This is a genomic window from Polaromonas sp. Polasp52 (assembly GCF_059491565.1).
In genome coordinates, this window is the sequence record NZ_CP168513.1 from 602,771 (window position 1) to 618,505 (window position 15,735).

Here is a 15,735-nt window from a genome sequence, read left to right on the forward strand (position 1 = left end):
AAGCCGCCAAAGCTCAGTTTGCGACCTGCGCGTAGGGACTCTGCCGCCGCGCCAGCATTCCCAGGCCTTGCATCGCCGCCTCAAAACGCTCGCTCCACGGATGGCCGTAATTGAGCCGCAGGCAGTGCCGGAAGTTGCGCCGCGCTGAAAACACCGGGCCCGGCGCCACGCCTATGCCCAGCTCCAGTGCCGCCTGGTGCAGGGCCAGCGCGTCGAAGCCCTCGGCGAATTCCACCCACACAAAATAGCCGCCCGCGGGGCGCGACACACGCACGTCCGCCGGGAAATGGCGGGCAATGGCGGCCAGCAGGCTGGAGAGCTGCGACTCCAAGGCATGCCGCAGCTTGCGCAGGTGTTTGTCGTAACCGCCGTGCTGCAGGTAGTCGGCAATCGCCAGCTGCGCGGGCAGGCTGGCCGACAGCGTGGTCATCAGCCTGAGCCGCTCTATCTGCTGGCCGAAGCGCCCGGGCGACACCCAGCCCACGCGGTAGCCGGGCGCCAGCGTCTTGCTGAAAGAGCCGCAGTGCATCACCAGGCCCTTGCGGTCAAAGGCCTTGGCCGGCAGCAAACCGCGGTGGCCGAAATACAGCTCGGCGTACACGTCGTCCTCGATCAGTGGAATGTCGCGCGCGGCCAGCAGCGCGACCAGCGCCTTCTTTTTCTCCAGCGACAGGCTGGCGCCCGTGGGGTTCTGGAAGGAAGTCATGAACCAGCAGGCCTTGACCGGGTGGCGCTGCAGCGCGTCGGCCAGCGCCGCCAGGTCCAACCCGTCCTGCGGGTGCACCGGGATTTCCAGCGCTTTCATCTTGAGTCGCTCCAGCGCCTGCAAGCTGGCGTAAAAGCCCGGCGACTCGACCGCAACCAGGTCGCCGGGCTGGGCCACGGCCGTCAGGCACAGGTTGAGCGCCTCCAGCGCGCCGTGCGTGACGATGAGCTCATCGGCCGGCTGCGCCAGCCCCAGGCCCAGGTAGCGCAGCGCGATCTGCCGGCGCAGGCCCTCGTCGCCGCGCGGCAGGCTGGCCACGGTGTCCGCACCCTGGATAAAACGCGCGCTGCGGGCCAGCGACTTGCCCAGCCGTTGCAGCGGAAACAGCCCAGGCACCGGGAAAGCCGAGCCCAGGGGCACGATGGCCGGGTCCTGCGCCGCACCCAGCACAGCAAATACGAGCTCGCTGACATCCGGCCGGGGCGCCACGCGGGCCGCCTTGCCGGTCCTGCTGTCGGCCGCGCCGCGCGCCGGTGCCGCGAGCTGCTGCATGGACGAGGCCGTCACGTAATAACCCGAACGCGGCTGTGCACGCACCAGGCCTTTTTCTTCCAGCCGGTAATAGGCCTTGAAAGCGGTGGAGGCGCTCAGGCCGTGCTGCGCGGTGATGCTGCGTATAGACGGCAAGCGCGTGCCGGGGGCCAGGCGCCCGCTGCGGATGTCGGTCGCCAGCAGTTCGACCAGTTGTTCGTAGCGTTTCATGAAGTGTGTAGTGGGTGCGCCCGGCTTGGGCCCGGCCAGCGCCCAATCTGATATTGCAATTTTCCGCTGTTTTTCATCTGATACGCTTTTTTCGTCGGCAACTGATGCTTACGCGGAATGCCCATGTGGGGCATGATCCCTTCATGCATGAGACCTGTTCTGGATATTCCTGGCTGCGTGCGCTGGCCCGGCATGCGCTGCCGGCCGCCCTGGCCTGGGCGGCAGCCGGCGCCGCCGTGGCGGCACCGCCCCCTTTTGAAGACAGCATCGCCCAGCGCGCCATGGCCTGCACCGCCTGCCATGGGCCGCAGGGCCGCGCCGCGCCCGACGGCTACTACCCGCGCCTGGCCGGCAAGCCGGCCGGCTACCTCTACAACCAGCTGCTCAATTTCCGCGACGGGCGCCGCCACTACGGCCTCATGACGCAGCTGATTGAACCGCTGAGCGACGCCTACCTGATGGAGATCGCCACCTATTTCTCGCAGCTCGAAGTGCCCTACCCGGCACCACTGCCCGCCGCCGCCGCGCCCGAGGTGTTGCGCCACGGCCGCCAGCTGGTGCTCGAAGGCGACGCCGCGCGCCAGCTGCCGGCCTGTGTGCAATGCCACGGCCAGGCCATGACCGGGGTGGCGCCCGGCATCCCGGGACTGCTGGGCCTGCCGCGCGACTACCTCAATGCACAGCTGGGCGCCTGGAAGGCCGGCCAGCGCCGCGCGCATGCGCCCGACTGCATGAAGGACGTGGTGAGCCGCCTGACCCTGGAAGACATCAATGCCGTGGCCAGCTGGGCGGCCGCGCAGCCTCTGCCCGCCAGCACCAAACCGGCTGCCAGCCTGCCCCCACTCCCCCCGGGTGCGAGCGCCATCACCTGCGGCAGCGCGACCCCGCCTGCGTCCACAAAGGCGCAGAAATGAAGAAGACCCTGAAATTCCTGCTCGCGCTGGTGGTGCTCGCCGTCGGCGCCACCGCCCTCGTGTGGGCCCTTAACGTGCGCGACGAAGTCGACGTGAAAGCGCCGGTGGCCGCCGCAGCGCCCAGCGAGGGCCTGGTCGCGCGTGGCGCCTACCTGGCGCGGGCCGGCAACTGCCAGACCTGCCACACCGCCCAGGGCGGCCAGGCCTTTGCGGGCGGGCGCGGCATCGCCACGCCCTTTGGCACGGTCTTCACCTCCAACCTCACGCCCGACGACAAGACCGGCCTGGGCGGATGGTCGGCCGCCCATTTCTGGCGTGCCATGCACAACGGCCGCTCCAAAGACGGCCGGCTGCTCTACCCGGCCTTTCCCTATACCAGCTACACCCAGGTCACGCGCGAGGACTCGGACGCGCTGTATGCCTACCTGCGCAGCCTGCCCCCGGTGGCGGCGCCCAACCTGCCGCACGCGCTGCGTTTTCCCTACCAGTCGCAGGCCGCGCTGGCGGTCTGGCGCGCGCTGTTCTTCAGCCCCGGCGTGTATGAGCCCGACACGGCGCGCAGCGCCGAGTGGAACCGCGGCGCCTACCTGGTCAAAGGCCTGGGCCACTGCGCGGCCTGCCACACGGCGCGCAACGCGCTGGGCGGCAGCGAGCAGGGCCTGGACCTGGCCGGCGGCCTGATCCCCATGCAGAACTGGTATGCGCCCTCGCTGGCTTCGCCTTATGAGGCCGGTGTGGGCGACTGGGACAAACAACACATCGTGAGCCTCTTGAAAAACGGCGTGTCGCCGCGTGCCTCGGTCACCGGCCCCATGGCCGAAGTCGTGCAGCGCAGCACCCAGTATTTAAGCGACGCCGACCTGGGCGCGATGGCGCAATTCCTGAAAGAGCTGCCCCCTTCGCACACAGCGCCCCCCGAACCGGCCGCCATCAAGACGCAGGGCGAGTCGGTGACGCGCGCCGCCAAGCTCTACGAGCAGCACTGCGCCCAGTGCCACGGCGCCAAAGGCGAAGGCATCGCCAATGCCTACCCGGCACTGGCCGGCAACCGCGCCGTCACCATGGGCCAGGCCTCCAACCTCGTGCAGATCGTGCTCAACGGCGGCTACGCGCCGGCCACCGAGGGCAACCCGCATCCCTTCGGCATGCCGCCCTTTGTGCTGGTGCTCAATGACGCCGACATGGCGCTGGTGCTCACACACATACGTCAGTCCTGGGGCAACCGGGCGAGCGAGATCACGCCGCTGGAAGTGAACCGGATACGGGCGAGTACGGGGCGCTAGGCGCAGGTTCATGGTCATGCGGGTGCTCCTTGGGGGAAGCGCTCATCGGATCAAGCACCGTTTTTCAAGGTTTCATTTCCGTGGTTCCAGCCGCGCTTGGGGTGGCGATCAATGCATACTTCGTCAATCCGTGGAAGATCCGAACCAGCTTGCAAGGGCGCCCAATGAAAATCACAGCCGATACGCGTAAACCAGTTGAAGACCTGAACACCGCCGACCTTGAGCTTTTCCCCGTTTGGCGATTTGTGGAGGATGACGGCAACGAAAACGACGATGAGGATGAGACATGGGTCCAGCCTGTCGCGTCGCCTGTAATACCGACCAACGGCATGGCCTTATGCATGGCCGCGGCAGCGCGGCTTCCTTGCGGCCTGGTCTATCCGGCCATCCTTTTTGGGGATAGCTCCGGCGGTGTGGCGGTCGACGGCATCGCACTCCTCACAACGCGGGGACGGGTGCTTTTGCACAAGAGCGACTCGCCCGCGGAAACCCGCACAGCGCTCAAACGCCTGGGCCTCTCACAGGCCCAGGTGCTTCCCCTTGAATTTGCAACAAGAGCAGCTCTGTCCAGTACCGGCGCCCCGGCATTCGGCCGATTCGGCGGGTGAAGCCCTCCTTTATGCCGGACACCAAGATCAAGCGTGACAGAATGCTCAATGACATCCGCTATTTTGAGTCGCCGTCTCTGCCCTCACATGAATTGCCCACGCCTCGTTACATGGGTGATTTTTTTGTCCAGCCAGCGTCGTCTGTTGCGTTCGGCCAGTTGATTGGCGGGAAATGCTTAGAAGCAAAGCTGACGATCCGGGGCGGGAGCGCCCTGTACATTCTCTTCACCCCCGTCATAGCTCAAGGGGAAATGCAGCGACTCGCGTACACCACTGAGGCATGGCAGACATGGCTGGCGTACGGGCTGAATGAATCATTCAATAAGCTCGGCCCGCAAGAGCAGTCCTCGCTGGTGCGCACAGCCACTTTCGCGGCGCTGCGCTTCCTGGCGCCTGACTTTCTTGCCGGCCTGCAAGACATGGAAGACAAATACCGGCAGCAGGGCAGCCTGCTTCGCGTCCGGTATGCCGAGAAGGTCGCGCGCGGCTACAGCTTCGTGGTTGCGGGCGAGGTTCGCCCCCTTCATGAGACCTCGCGCCTTTGGCTGGAAGTCACAGACCTGGCAAATGGCCGCCATGCGGAGCTTTGCCTGGTTTCACTGGAGAACTGGAATGACGGACCATTCCTGGCCCAAAAAATCACGACATCAAAAGAGGGCGTGGCCATTCATCCCTATACATCCGCGCAGGCCAATTACTACACGAAGAAGTACCGCACCCCGCTGCACGTCAGCTTCGACCAGTTGTCGTTCCAGCTTGTTCCGAAAGAGTTCGCACCTGCTCGCGATTGAGCGCCAAGCCGGATTTTTGACCAGAATGGACCTGAGAGACTGAGTGCCATATGCCTGCCGCAGCTTCCACACCCGAAAAGCTGACACTCACGCTAAGTGCGGCGGGCGTGCTGCTGCACCTGTACACCGCCGTCTTTCGGGCCGATGGCGGATTGAGCTGGTTTCTCCTCGGCCTGGTGCTGCTGTCCTGCCTTCCCTACGGGGTGGCGGTGGCTCTCACGCGCGCTCGCCGCGCCAGCCTGCTCGGCCTCGGCTGGGCCATCGCATCGCTGCTTGCCGACCTCTATATGCACTACTCTGTCTTCGTGGCGCCAAAAGGGTCAACCGCGGCTTTGGGGCTTCTGTTCATGCCGATCTGGAACCTTCTTGTGATCGGCCCTGCGGGTGCGGTAGTGGTATGGGGCTGCCACCGTTTGTTTGCGGGCGGTCGCCGCACGGCCTGAGGGCCTCAAGAACCGGGTGCCGGTGTGACCATCTTGTCCCGCCGCGACAGCGACGGAAACATCCTGAACCAGGCCGCCGCCACCAGCAGCGTGCCCACCCCGCCGGCCACCACCGAGCCCACAGGCCCCAGCAGTGCCGCCGTGGCGCCGGACTCAAACTCGCCCAGCTGGTTGGAAGCGCCTATGAACACCGAATTCACGGCGCTGACGCGGCCGCGCATCTCGTTGGGGGTTTCTATCTGCACCAGGGTCTGGCGCACCACCACGCTGACCATGTCGGCACCGCCCGAGACGGCCAGCACCAGCAGTGAGAGCACAAAGCTGGTCGACAGGCCGAACACCACCATGCACAGGCCGTAAACCGCCACCGCCGACAGCATGGTCGGCCCGACGCGGCGCTCCAGCGGCCAGCGCGTGAGCAGCGCCGACATCAGCAAAGCGCCCGCGGCGGGTGCGCCGCGCAGCAGGCCCAGGCCCCAGGGGCCGACGTGCAGGATGTCCTTGGCGAACATGGGCAGCAGCGCGGTGGCGCCGCCCAGCAGCACGGCAAACAGGTCCAGCGAGACGGCGCCCAGCAGGGCCTTGCGCTGCCAGACGAACTCCACGCCGGCCAGCAGCGTGCGCAAGGTCACGGGCTCGCGCGGCGGCGGTGCGTGGTCGTAGCGCAGCACGGCAATCAAGCCGCAACCGGTGGCGAACAGGCAGGCGCAGGTGGCATACACCGCCGTGGCGCCGGCCACAAAAATCACGCCGCCCAGCGCCGGCCCGCCTATCACCGCTGCCTGCATGCCGGCCGAGCTGAAGGCCATGGCGCGCGGCAGCATGGCGGGCGGCACCAGCACCGGGGTGAGCGCCTGCTGCGCCGGCATCTGGAAGGCGCGGGCCACACCCAGCAGGACCGATACCGCGAGCAGCAATTCGCGCGAAGCCCAGGCATGAGTCGCGCCCCAGCCCTGCGTGGCCGCCACCAGGATCATCGCCACCGTGGCCTGCGTGACCAGGCAGCCGGCGATGATGCGGCCGCGGTGCACCCTGTCCGCCACATGGCCCGCCACCAGCGTGAGCAGCAGCGCCGGCATGAACTGGTACAGGCCCACCAGGCCCAGGTCCCAGGCGCTGCCGGTCAGCTCATACATCTGCCAGCCCACGGCCACCATCAGCATCTGGTTGCCCGTGGTGCCGAAAATCCGCGCGAACCACATGCGCATATAAGCGCGCTGGCGGGTCAAATCCTTGAAAGTGTGTGTCGTCATGCGGGCGTGAAGCTTAACAGCGCCAGGTGAAGGCGGCGCCCCAGGGGATATTAGAAAGGGTGGATAGAACGATCTGCTCAAGAGCTGCTCACAAAACCCAGCGAAGCGGTCCTGGCTAGGCGCGCCGCCGCAGACAGTGCTGAAGGCACGGCAAGGCGGCGCAACAACGCCAGGAGGGTTTTTGAGCGGCTCCAGACGCCCCCGCCCGCCAGTTAACATGGAGGCATAACTACAGAGCAACACCCCAGGAGGTTTTATGCACCGCATCGTCATCGTTGGAGGGGGCGCCGGAGGGCTGGCGCTGGCTACGCAGCTGGGCAAGCGCCTGGGCAAAAAAGGCCTGGCCGAAATCACCCTGGTCGACGCCGCCCGCACCCATGTCTGGAAACCGCTGCTGCACCAGCTGGCCGCCGGCAGTTTCGACACGCACGCCGAGGAAATCGAATACCTGGCGCAGGCGCGCTGGAACCACTTCAAGTTCCGCCTGGGCAGCCTCACCGGCGTGGACCGGCAGAACAAGACGGTGCAGCTGGCCGCCAGCCATGACGAGGCCGGCCGCGAGATCACGCCGGCCCAGCAGCTGGCCTACGACACCCTGGTGATTGCCGTGGGCAGCCAGACCAATGATTTCGGCACGCCCGGCGCGGCCGAGCACACCATCAAGCTGGACAGCCCGCAGGCCGCCAAGCGTTTTAACGACAGGCTGATCAACGCCTGCCTGCGCGCGCAGACCGTGCCGCGCGTGGCCGGCAGCGGCCGCCTGACGGTGGCCATCGTGGGCGGCGGCGCCACCGGCGTCGAGCTGGCCGCCGAGCTGCATGCCGCGGCGCGGGTGCTGGCCAATTACGGCTTCGACCACATTCACCCCGAAAAAGACCTGCAGATCGTGCTGGTGGAAGCCTCGCCGCGCCTCTTGGCCCAGTTGCCCGAGCGCCTCAGCGAATCGGCCATGCGCGAGCTACGCAAGCTGGCCATCGAGGTGCACACCAATGAAAAAGTGGTCGAAGTCACCGCCGACAGCCTGAAAATGGCCAGCGGCAAGGTGGTGCCCGCCAGCATCACAGTATGGGCCGCCGGTGTGAAAGCGGCCGATTTTTTGCGCAGCCTGGGCGGCACACCCGAAGGCGGCCAGGCGCTGGAGACCAGCAAGCTCAACCAGCTGATGGTCAACGGCAACCTGCAGACTACGCGCGACACCAGCATTTACGCCTTCGGCGACTGCGCGGCCTGCCAGCAGCCTGACGGCACCTGGGTGCCCCCGCGCGCGCAGGCCGCCTACCAGCAGGCCATGTACCTGGCGCGCTCGCTGCAAGACCTGATCGCCGGCAAGCCGGTCGCGCCCTTTGTGTTCAAGGACCAGGGTTCGCTGGTCTCGCTGTCCGAGTATTCCTCGGTCGGCAGCCTGATGGGCAGCCTGACCAAGGGCAGCTTTTTTATCGAAGGCCAGCTGGCCAAATTCATGTACTGGGGCCTGCACAAGCAGCACCAGCTGGCCTTGGGCGGCTTCAAGAAAACCGCCTTGATCACGCTGTCTGAAATGCTGGACCGCACCCACCGCCCGCGCATCAAGTTGCATTGATAATCACAGCATCCCCTCTTATCAACCTGACGGAGAAAACCATGGCAAAAGGACAGCAAAACAACAACAAGATGGTCAAAAAGCCCAAGAAGGACAGCTCGCCGCCCAAGCCGGTCTCGCCCGACGCGGTGCGCCCGACCATCGTCACGCAGGTGATCCCGCGCGGCAAGATCAAGGACAAATAAGCCGTGGCAGCCGGCACCGGCGACCTGCCTGCGAATGCCCCGGTAGCACCCGTGCAGCCGGGCAATCCGCTGCATGGCGTGACGCTGGAGGCCATGGTCACCGCGCTTTCAGGCCACTACGGCTGGGAAGAGCTTGGGCGGCGCATCAACATACGCTGCTTCACCAGCGATCCCAGCGTGGCTTCCAGCCTCAAATTCCTGCGCAAGACGCCCTGGGCGCGCGAGAAGGTCGAAAGCCTTTACCTCTTCATGCTGCGGGAAGCCAAACGCAGCGGCCCCACGGTTCATAACTTTCCGCCACCCAAGCCCAAGGGCTGACCCCGCTTCACAGAGCTGCTCAAAGAGCTACTCAGAAAACCCAGCGAAGCGGTCCTGGCTAGGCGCGTCGCCGCAGACAGCGCACCGGCACGGCAAGGCGACGCAACAACGCCAGGAGGGCTTTATGAGTAGCTCAAAGCGGGTTGGCGAAGAGCAGCATCATGGCAATACCCACGCCAATCAGGAAGTTGGCGTCTATCAGGCCGGCCAGCAAAAACATCTTGACCTGCAGCGGCTCCATCATCTCGGGCTGGCGCACGGCGCCTTCCAGGAAGCGCCCACCCATCGCGCCTATGCCCAGGCAAGCACCTATGGCACCCAGGCCTATGATCAATCCACATGCAATGGCAATGGCACCTGCGTCAGTCATGCTTTCTCTCCTTGGTTAAAAACTTTGTTGATGGCTGAATCATGAAGGCCGGCACGCCGCCAAACAATGACCTCGCAGGTAATGGCGCAGCCGCCGCCGGCTTGGTCCTGCTGCATGCCGACGACCACCTGCTGGTGCTGGACAAGCCCACGGGCCTGCTCGCCGTGCCGGGGCGCGGCGAAGGCAAGCAGGACTGCCTGAGCGCGCGCGCGCAGGCGCTTTACCCCGATGCGCTGGTCGTGCACAGGCTGGACCAGGCCACCTCGGGCCTGATGCTGATGGCGCGCGGCGCGGCGATGCAGCGCGCGCTGAGCCAGGCCTTTGAAAGCCGCGAGGTCGGCAAGCGTTATGTGGCCGTGGTGGAAGGCCGCCTACCCTCGCCAGGCGGTGACGGCGGCTGGGGCCTGATAGACCTGCCCATCATCGTGGACTGGCCGAACCGCCCGCTGCGCATCATTGACGCCGAAAACGGCAAGCCCAGCCGGACGCGCTGGCGCGTGCTGGGATTTGACGCGGCGGCGAACACCACGCGCGTGGAACTTGAACCGGTCACCGGCCGCTCGCACCAGCTGCGCGTGCACCTGAAAGCCCTGGGCCATCCCATCCTGGGTGACGCCCTGTACGCCCCCGCCGAAGTGCAGACCAAGGCGCCGCGCTTGCTGCTGCATGCCGCAGCCTTGCGCTTCACGCATCCGGCCAGCGGCCTCCCCTTGTCGTTTGAAAGCGCTCCCGGCTTTTAGCGGTGCCGGCAGCCCAGGCTGGCCGGCGCTAACATGGGGCCATGAAACATCTCACCCTCCTCACAGGCGCGTCGCGCGGCATGGGCCTGTCCATGGCGCGCCAGTTGCTCTCCGCCGGCCACACAGTGCTTTGCATCTCCCGCACGTCGGTGCCCGAGCTGGGCGCGCATGCCAGGCATGTGGGCGCCACGGCGCTGCAATGGGAGCATGACCTGGCCGACAGCGGCTCCCTGGCCGGCAAGCTCGAAAGCTGGCTCAAGGATTCGCAAGCCGAGCAAACCTGGGCCAGTGCCACGCTGATCAACAACGCGGGCGTGATTCCGCAGATCGCCCCGCTGAGCGCCATAGGCGCCGACGACCTGGCGCGCGCGCTGCGTGTCGGGCTGGAAGCGCCCATGCAAATCACGGCCGCCTTCCTGCGTGCCACCGAAGACTGGAAAGCGCCGCGCAAGGTACTGAATATTTCGTCGGGGCTGGGGCGACGCGCCATGGCCTCGCAGGCCGCCTATTGCGCCGCCAAGGCCGGTATGGACCACTTCACGCGCAGCCTCGCCATGGATGAAGCCCTGAAGCCGCTGGGCGCGAAAGTCTGCTCGCTGGCGCCGGGGGTGATAGACACCGGCATGCAGGAGCAGTTGCGCGCCGCGCCGGCCGAGGCTTTTCCCGACCGGGCTTCGTTTGTGGGCCTGAAGACCGGTGGATCGCTGACCTCGCCGGATGATGCCGCAGCGCGCATCATTGCCTTCCTGGCACGCCCAGACTTCGGCGCAAACCCGGTCGCAGACGTCAGGGACTAAGAACCACCAGCAGGGGCCGCGGGTCCGGCTTCGCCGGCCCCAGGCGCCGCCCCGGGGGAACAGGCTACACGCAGTGAGCCTGGACGGGGGTGTTAGTAAACTTCCGGAACAACGATGTCCTGTGGAACGGGGTTGCGCACATAGTCCTCGTGCCGCACCCGCTCCGGCAGCACGATGGCCGGGTGTTCGGTTTCCTGGTAGGGCATCTGCTGCAGCAGGTGGTGTATGCAGTTCAGGCGCGCCTTTTTCTTGTCGACGGCCTGCACCACCCACCAGGGGGCTTCGGGAATGTGGGTGCGCTCCAGCATGATTTCCTTGGCCTTGGTGTATTCCTCCCAGCGCCGGCGCGACTCGAGGTCCATGGGGCTGAGCTTCCACTGCTTGAGCGGGTCGTGGATGCGGCCCAGGAAGCGCAGGTGCTGCTCTTCGTCGGAGATGGAGAACCAGTACTTGATCAGCTGTATGCCCGATCGCCCCAGCATTTTTTCAAATTCGGGCACGGTGCGGAAAAATTCCTCGTACTGCTCATCGGTGCAAAAGCCCATGACGCGCTCCACGCCGGCGCGGTTGTACCAGCTGCGGTCGAACAGCACGATCTCGCCGGCCGCCGGCAGGTGCGAAACATAACGCTGGAAGTACCACTGCGTGCGTTCGCGGTCATTGGGGGCCGGCAGCGCCGCCACGCGGCACACGCGCGGGTTGAGCCGCTGGGTGATGCGTTTGATGACGCCGCCCTTGCCGGCCGCATCGCGGCCTTCAAACAAAATCACGACCTTGTGGCCGGTGGCGACCACCCAGTCCTGCAGTTTCACCAGCTCGGCCTGCAGGCGAAACAGCTCGCGGAAATACTGGCGGCGGTATTCCTTGTCCCTGGCCGCGTCCTTGGTGCTGCGGCCGCGGTCCTCGCCCGCCAGCTCGTCCACCGTGCGGTCTTCGATCTCCATCTCCAGCTCTTCGTCGAGGCTGTCGAGCAGGTCATTGCGGATACGCCGCATCAACTCTTCGTCGCTTGAATTCAAGGGTCTCTCCCGCAAAAACCGAAAACCGGCAACACGCCAGCGTAGCGGGCTTCCGTGGCAGTTTGATGAAAAGCCCTGAGGGCTTTGCGCGGAGCCCGCGAAGGGCCAGTCTCAGGACTTCTTGAGGATCTGGTAAATCTCGTCCTTGACCTTGAGCCGCCTTTTCTTGAGGTCTTCCAGCGCCTCGTCGGTGATGGCGCCCACGCCCTGCTCATAGCGGGCGATGGCGTGGTTGTCGGTGTCGTACTGGGTGAAGAGGCTGGCAAAGTGCGGGTCGGACACCTTGAGGCTGCGCATTTTCTGCAGGTATTCCGGAAACTCGTGCGCCAGGTCGTGATTCAGCAAGTCCATGGGAAAGCTCCTTGTTTGGCCGGTGATTGCCGCGGGATTCTCGCGGGGAGGGAACGAACAGCTTAGTCCCTAACCACCAGCACCGGCAAGTGGGCATGCGACAGCACCTGGGCCGTGACGCTGCCCAGCACCAGCTTTTCAAGGCCGCGCCGGCCGTGCGAGCCCATGACGATGAGGTCGGCGTTGACCGACTCGGCGGTGTCCAGGATGCCGCGGTAGATCGCATGGCCTTCGACGACCGAGCCGGTGGCGGCGATGCCCACGCCCGCGAAAGCCTGCTTGGCGGCCTTGATGGCCTCGTTGGCCTCGGCCGTGGCCGCGCCCAGGTATTCGGCCTGGCCGTAGGCGAAGTCGGTGCCCACCCCGGTGAAGGCATAGGGGTCTATGACATAGATGATGGTCACCTCGGCCTTGAAGGCCTGCGCGATCGCCAGCGCGTTGCCTATGGCTTTTTGCGAGGTGGCCGAGCCATCCACCGGAACCAGAATGTGCTTGTACATGATGCGCTCCTTGAAAACCCTGGACAGATTCTCAGGCACCCGCCCCTGGCGGGTCAATGCCGGTCCGGCCGGCCCCTTGAAAGGCCAGCCTTGCATCATTTATAGATCAGGGCACCCGCGGATGCCGTCAGACAAGGCGCCGAAAACCGGCGGCCCCGGCTTACTCGGCCTTGATGTTGGCCGACTTGGCCAGTTGCGCGTAACGCGCGAGGTCGGCTTTGATCAGCCTGGACAATGCCGCGCCGTTGCCCGAGAGCGGCTCGACACCGGCGCCCGAGAGGTTTTCTTTCACGGCGGGTTCGGCCAGCACCTTCTGCACGTCGGCGTAAATCCTGGCGACCACTTCGGGCTTCATCTTGGCCGGGCCCATGAGCGCGTACCAGATGGAAAAATCCAGCGGCTTGAGGCCCTGCTCTTCAAACGTCGGCACCTGCGGCATCAGCTGGTAGCGTGTGGCGGTCGACACGCCGATGGCATTGAGCTTGCCGGTCTTGAGGTGCGGCGCGGCGAGGTTGGCGCTCAGGATGGCCAGTTGCACCTGGCCGCCCACCACGTCGGTCAGGGCCGGGGCGCAGCCCTTGTAACCCACATTGGTGGCGGCGACACCGGACTTCTGCTTGACCAGCTCCATCACAAAATGCTGGGGCGTTCCGACACCGCAGGAGCCGTAGCTCAGCCCCGTCGGGTTGGCCTTGGAATAGGCGACCAGTTCCTTGAGGTTGGTGATGTTGGTGCTCTGGTGCGAGACCAGCGCGATCGGCGTGAGGCCCAGCAGCATGATGGGCGTCAGGTCTTTTTCGGGGTCGTAGTTGAGCTTGCCGTTGACGGCCGGGTTGACCACCATGGTGCTGTTCTGCAGCAGCAGCGTGTAGCCGTCCGGCGGCGCATGCACCACGGCCTCGGTGCCTATGTTGCCGGAGGCGCCCGCGCGGTTGTCCACCGCGACGCCCTGCCCCCACATGGCCTGCAGGCGTGCGCCTATCTGCCGCGCCAGGATGTCGGAGCCGCCGCCCGTGCCGTAGGGCACGATGACGCGCACGGCGCGCGACGGGTAGTCCTGTGCCAGGGCCTGGCCGGCGCCCAGGCAGCTCAGGGACATCAGGGCGGCCAGCGCCAGCAGTCGGGGGAAGTTCATGGTGTGCCTTTTCGTTGACGGGTGGTGTTGCGGTGATGAAGGGATTACTCAACGGCCCCGACGGCCCGGCTCCACAGCTCCCAGGGCCGCATGACCTGGCCCTCGTTGGTGTTCATGGCCTTGTCGGCTTCTTCGGGCGTCAGGAATTCAATCGGGCCCAGCGCGCTGGCGCTGAGCTGCAGCTTGGCGTTTTCCTCGGCATAGACGGCGCGGTAAACCGCGCGTTCCAGCGAAGGCGCCACCACAGTGGAGCCGTGGCCGCGCATCAGCACGCAGCTATGCTGGCCCAGCGCCTTGGCCAGGTCCTTGCCCAGGCCCATGTCGCGGATCAGCAGGTCGGTGTTGCCGTTGGACTCGCGGATTTCATACAAGGAGGAACCGCTGCCCAGGAAACCGCTCATGTGGAAGATGGGGCGCAGGCGCTGGCCGGTCACGCCGAAGGGAATCACGCTGGGCGAATGGCTGTGCACCACCGCCATGACGTCGGGCCGCGCGCGGTAGATCTCGCCGTGGATGAAACGCTCGAGGTAGGAGCGCAGCGTGGACGGGACCACCAGGTCGCCGTTGAGGTCATACACCAGGATGTCGGCTTTTTTGACCAGGCCGGGCGCGCGGTTGCATGACAGCAGGAAGTGCTCCGGCGACTTGTCGTGGCGCACGCTCACATGGCCGAAACCGTCCACCACGCCCTGGCCGTAGAGGATGCGGTTGGCAACCACAAGTTTTTCGACGAGCGTGGGATCGGGAGCGGAAAGCGTCATGGAGTCTCCTTATCAGCAGCGGCCGGGGAGGTCGCTTTTAATAAGCATACATATTACATTCAGAACGTTCCAGGCAAATGGCGGAGAACAAAGGGTAAACCCGGTCTCCTCCATGAATCGCCGGCATCCCGGCTGTGGCTGCGCCTAAGAACAGGTTCTCAAGGCTCGATCTTGACGCCCTTCCAGAAGGCGACGTGGCCCTTGATGTTGTCGGCCTCGGGTTTGGGATCGGGGTAATACCAGGCGGCGTCGGTGTTCATCTCGCCGTTGACCAGCAGCGAGTAATAGCTGGCCTGCCCTTTCCAGGAGCACATGGTGTGGTGGTTGCTGAAGGTGATGTAGTCGCGGTTGAGCGAGCTCTCGGGGAAGTAGTGGTTGCCTTCCACCACCACGGTGTCGTCGCTTTGCGCAATCACTGCGCCGTTCCAGATGGCTTTCATGGGAATGTCTTTCTGCGGATGCGGGTCGGGGTCAACAGGGCCCCAATGCTACGCTCCCCGCGGCGGGCCCGCGAACCCCGGGGTTTATGCCCGCCCGGCGCGCAGAAAAAAGCCGGTGGCAGGCACCGGCTTTTTTAGCGGAGGCCGGGAAAGGTCCGGCCCTCAGTCGTGGCCATGGCCGTGCTTCCCGCCACGGCCCTGGTCATCGCCGTCCCCGCCCTTGTGCTTGTGCTTCTTGTGCTTGCCGCGTTCATAGTCCTCATCGCCCTGGACTCTCACAAAATACACCGGCTGGCCGCAGGCGTTGTACTTCGCGCAGTGCTTGGACCACTTCTTCGCATGGCCGGGAGGCACATGCAGGTACAGGGGCGGCTGCTGCACCACCACCGCCGGGCGCTGGATGATGACGGGCTGCGTGTAAATCACGGGCGGCGGCGGCGCGTTGCCAATTTCAATGCGGCCGTAAACGCCGGGCGACAACGCGCCTTCGACCGTGGCGGTCGCGTAGGGGCCGGTGGCCATGGCCGTGCCGGCCGACAAGGCCGCAGCCAGGGCAAAACCGGCCATCAGGAGCGGTTTGAGTGTTTTCATGGGGTGTCTTCTTTCTTGTGATGGACAGGTCGTGAACGACGCCACGCTCAATCCAGCATGAGCCGCGGGACTGGCTTTGCCAGACCGCAGGCGGGCGGCCCCGAGGGGCTGGAGCCTGCGGCTCCAAAGCTGCTTGAGCAGCTTTGGACAGGCGACAGAGGCGAAGCGTCTCGCGAGCCGCGGCCTGCA

At 65.5% G+C, this 15,735-nt stretch carries 20 protein-coding genes; 10 read left to right on the top strand and 10 right to left on the bottom strand.

Annotated features, from left to right (window positions below; genetic code table 11):
* Positions 1-13: 13 nt before the first annotated feature.
* Positions 14-1,468, bottom strand: coding sequence for an aminotransferase-like domain-containing protein (locus ACEN9P_RS02935; protein ID WP_495621040.1), 1,455 nt, complete (start codon positions 1,466-1,468; stop codon positions 14-16).
* Positions 1,469-1,611: 143 nt separating this feature from the next.
* Between ACEN9P_RS02935 and ACEN9P_RS02940 the strand changes: the two genes are divergently transcribed.
* From ACEN9P_RS02940 to ACEN9P_RS02960, 5 genes are all read left to right on the top strand, one after another.
* Positions 1,612-2,382 (top strand): c-type cytochrome, encoded by a 771-nt coding sequence (locus tag ACEN9P_RS02940; RefSeq protein ID WP_495621041.1) that lies wholly within the window; start codon positions 1,612-1,614, stop codon positions 2,380-2,382.
* Complete coding sequence (locus ACEN9P_RS02945; protein WP_495621042.1) at positions 2,379-3,665, top strand: c-type cytochrome; 1,287 nt, start codon at positions 2,379-2,381, stop codon at positions 3,663-3,665. Before ACEN9P_RS02940 ends, ACEN9P_RS02945 begins: the two co-directional genes overlap by 4 nt.
* A 164-nt stretch (positions 3,666-3,829) precedes the next feature.
* Positions 3,830-4,273 (top strand): hypothetical protein, encoded by a 444-nt coding sequence (locus ACEN9P_RS02950; RefSeq protein ID WP_477661781.1) that lies wholly within the window; start codon positions 3,830-3,832, stop codon positions 4,271-4,273.
* 11 nt (positions 4,274-4,284) lie between these two features.
* Positions 4,285-5,064 carry a hypothetical protein gene (locus tag ACEN9P_RS02955; protein ID WP_477661782.1) on the top strand — a complete coding sequence of 260 codons (780 nt, stop codon included), beginning with the start codon at positions 4,285-4,287 and terminating at the stop codon, positions 5,062-5,064.
* Positions 5,065-5,114: 50 nt separating this feature from the next.
* Complete coding sequence (locus ACEN9P_RS02960) at positions 5,115-5,507, top strand: hypothetical protein (protein WP_477661783.1); 393 nt, start codon at positions 5,115-5,117, stop codon at positions 5,505-5,507.
* Between the two features lie 5 nt (positions 5,508-5,512).
* Here the strand turns inward: ACEN9P_RS02960 and ACEN9P_RS02965 are convergent, their stop codons facing one another.
* Entirely contained in the window at positions 5,513-6,760 is a 1,248-nt protein-coding gene (locus ACEN9P_RS02965; RefSeq protein WP_477661784.1) for an MFS transporter, read from the bottom strand.
* A gap of 256 nt (positions 6,761-7,016) precedes the next feature.
* Between ACEN9P_RS02965 and ACEN9P_RS02970 the strand changes: the two genes are divergently transcribed.
* The 3 genes from ACEN9P_RS02970 to ACEN9P_RS02980 are packed head-to-tail and all read left to right on the top strand — an operon-like array spanning position 7,017 to position 8,842.
* Positions 7,017-8,339, top strand: coding sequence for an NAD(P)/FAD-dependent oxidoreductase (locus tag ACEN9P_RS02970; RefSeq protein ID WP_477661785.1), 1,323 nt, complete (start codon positions 7,017-7,019; stop codon positions 8,337-8,339).
* 41 nt (positions 8,340-8,380) lie between these two features.
* On the top strand, positions 8,381-8,524 hold the full coding sequence (locus ACEN9P_RS02975; protein WP_175456107.1) for a hypothetical protein: 144 nt from the start codon (positions 8,381-8,383) through the stop codon (positions 8,522-8,524).
* 3 nt (positions 8,525-8,527) lie between these two features.
* On the top strand, positions 8,528-8,842 hold the full coding sequence (locus ACEN9P_RS02980) for a VF530 family protein (RefSeq protein ID WP_495621043.1): 315 nt from the start codon (positions 8,528-8,530) through the stop codon (positions 8,840-8,842).
* 133 nt (positions 8,843-8,975) lie between these two features.
* On the opposite strand, the gene atpE is transcribed toward ACEN9P_RS02980, so the two are convergent.
* Entirely contained in the window at positions 8,976-9,212 is a 237-nt protein-coding gene (gene atpE / locus ACEN9P_RS02985) for a F0F1 ATP synthase subunit C (RefSeq protein WP_007868318.1), read from the bottom strand.
* Between the two features lie 41 nt (positions 9,213-9,253).
* Here atpE and ACEN9P_RS02990 point away from each other — a divergent pair, with 41 nt between their 5' ends.
* Both ACEN9P_RS02990 and ACEN9P_RS02995 read left to right on the top strand, forming a co-directional pair.
* Positions 9,254-9,952 carry an RluA family pseudouridine synthase gene (locus ACEN9P_RS02990; RefSeq protein WP_495621044.1) on the top strand — a complete coding sequence of 233 codons (699 nt, stop codon included), beginning with the start codon at positions 9,254-9,256 and terminating at the stop codon, positions 9,950-9,952.
* Between the two features lie 41 nt (positions 9,953-9,993).
* Positions 9,994-10,749 carry an SDR family NAD(P)-dependent oxidoreductase gene (locus ACEN9P_RS02995; protein ID WP_495621045.1) on the top strand — a complete coding sequence of 252 codons (756 nt, stop codon included), beginning with the start codon at positions 9,994-9,996 and terminating at the stop codon, positions 10,747-10,749.
* Between the two features lie 92 nt (positions 10,750-10,841).
* Here the strand turns inward: ACEN9P_RS02995 and ppk2 are convergent, their stop codons facing one another.
* From ppk2 to ACEN9P_RS03030, 7 genes are all read right to left on the bottom strand, one after another.
* Positions 10,842-11,744 carry a polyphosphate kinase 2 gene (gene ppk2, locus ACEN9P_RS03000; protein WP_495622129.1) on the bottom strand — a complete coding sequence of 301 codons (903 nt, stop codon included), beginning with the start codon at positions 11,742-11,744 and terminating at the stop codon, positions 10,842-10,844.
* Between the two features lie 135 nt (positions 11,745-11,879).
* Entirely contained in the window at positions 11,880-12,119 is a 240-nt protein-coding gene (locus ACEN9P_RS03005) for an HP1242/YdcH family protein (RefSeq protein ID WP_074577371.1), read from the bottom strand.
* Between the two features lie 62 nt (positions 12,120-12,181).
* Positions 12,182-12,619 carry a universal stress protein gene (locus tag ACEN9P_RS03010; RefSeq protein WP_477661789.1) on the bottom strand — a complete coding sequence of 146 codons (438 nt, stop codon included), beginning with the start codon at positions 12,617-12,619 and terminating at the stop codon, positions 12,182-12,184.
* Between the two features lie 160 nt (positions 12,620-12,779).
* Entirely contained in the window at positions 12,780-13,754 is a 975-nt protein-coding gene (locus ACEN9P_RS03015) for a Bug family tripartite tricarboxylate transporter substrate binding protein (RefSeq protein WP_495621046.1), read from the bottom strand.
* 44 nt (positions 13,755-13,798) lie between these two features.
* The gene (locus tag ACEN9P_RS03020; protein WP_477661791.1) at positions 13,799-14,515 is read right to left on the bottom strand and encodes a class II aldolase/adducin family protein; all 717 of its coding nucleotides are present in this window, start codon (positions 14,513-14,515) and stop codon (positions 13,799-13,801) included.
* Between the two features lie 158 nt (positions 14,516-14,673).
* A complete protein-coding gene (locus ACEN9P_RS03025) occupies positions 14,674-14,955 on the bottom strand; it encodes a DUF427 domain-containing protein (RefSeq protein WP_477661792.1) in 282 nt (93 codons plus the stop codon).
* Between the two features lie 162 nt (positions 14,956-15,117).
* The gene (locus tag ACEN9P_RS03030) at positions 15,118-15,546 is read right to left on the bottom strand and encodes a hypothetical protein (protein ID WP_495621047.1); all 429 of its coding nucleotides are present in this window, start codon (positions 15,544-15,546) and stop codon (positions 15,118-15,120) included.
* Positions 15,547-15,735 lie beyond the last annotated feature (189 nt).

Coding starts and splice junctions, on each gene's coding strand:
- ACEN9P_RS02935 (WP_495621040.1), bottom strand. CDS start 1,468: ATGAAACGCTACGAACAACTGGTCGAACTGCTGGCGACCGACATCCGC.
- ACEN9P_RS02940 (WP_495621041.1), top strand. CDS start 1,612: ATGCATGAGACCTGTTCTGGATATTCCTGGCTGCGTGCGCTGGCCCGG.
- ACEN9P_RS02945 (WP_495621042.1), top strand. CDS start 2,379: ATGAAGAAGACCCTGAAATTCCTGCTCGCGCTGGTGGTGCTCGCCGTC.
- ACEN9P_RS02950 (WP_477661781.1), top strand. CDS start 3,830: ATGAAAATCACAGCCGATACGCGTAAACCAGTTGAAGACCTGAACACC.
- ACEN9P_RS02955 (WP_477661782.1), top strand. CDS start 4,285: ATGCCGGACACCAAGATCAAGCGTGACAGAATGCTCAATGACATCCGC.
- ACEN9P_RS02960 (WP_477661783.1), top strand. CDS start 5,115: ATGCCTGCCGCAGCTTCCACACCCGAAAAGCTGACACTCACGCTAAGT.
- ACEN9P_RS02965 (WP_477661784.1), bottom strand. CDS start 6,760: ATGACGACACACACTTTCAAGGATTTGACCCGCCAGCGCGCTTATATG.
- ACEN9P_RS02970 (WP_477661785.1), top strand. CDS start 7,017: ATGCACCGCATCGTCATCGTTGGAGGGGGCGCCGGAGGGCTGGCGCTG.
- ACEN9P_RS02975 (WP_175456107.1), top strand. CDS start 8,381: ATGGCAAAAGGACAGCAAAACAACAACAAGATGGTCAAAAAGCCCAAG.
- atpE (WP_007868318.1), bottom strand. CDS start 9,212: ATGACTGACGCAGGTGCCATTGCCATTGCATGTGGATTGATCATAGGC.
- ACEN9P_RS02990 (WP_495621044.1), top strand. CDS start 9,254: ATGAAGGCCGGCACGCCGCCAAACAATGACCTCGCAGGTAATGGCGCA.
- ACEN9P_RS02995 (WP_495621045.1), top strand. CDS start 9,994: ATGAAACATCTCACCCTCCTCACAGGCGCGTCGCGCGGCATGGGCCTG.
- ppk2 (WP_495622129.1), bottom strand. CDS start 11,744: ATGCGGCGTATCCGCAATGACCTGCTCGACAGCCTCGACGAAGAGCTG.
- ACEN9P_RS03005 (WP_074577371.1), bottom strand. CDS start 12,119: ATGGACTTGCTGAATCACGACCTGGCGCACGAGTTTCCGGAATACCTG.
- ACEN9P_RS03010 (WP_477661789.1), bottom strand. CDS start 12,619: ATGTACAAGCACATTCTGGTTCCGGTGGATGGCTCGGCCACCTCGCAA.
- ACEN9P_RS03015 (WP_495621046.1), bottom strand. CDS start 13,754: ATGAACTTCCCCCGACTGCTGGCGCTGGCCGCCCTGATGTCCCTGAGC.
- ACEN9P_RS03020 (WP_477661791.1), bottom strand. CDS start 14,515: ATGACGCTTTCCGCTCCCGATCCCACGCTCGTCGAAAAACTTGTGGTT.
- ACEN9P_RS03025 (WP_477661792.1), bottom strand. CDS start 14,955: ATGAAAGCCATCTGGAACGGCGCAGTGATTGCGCAAAGCGACGACACC.
- ACEN9P_RS03030 (WP_495621047.1), bottom strand. CDS start 15,546: ATGAAAACACTCAAACCGCTCCTGATGGCCGGTTTTGCCCTGGCTGCG.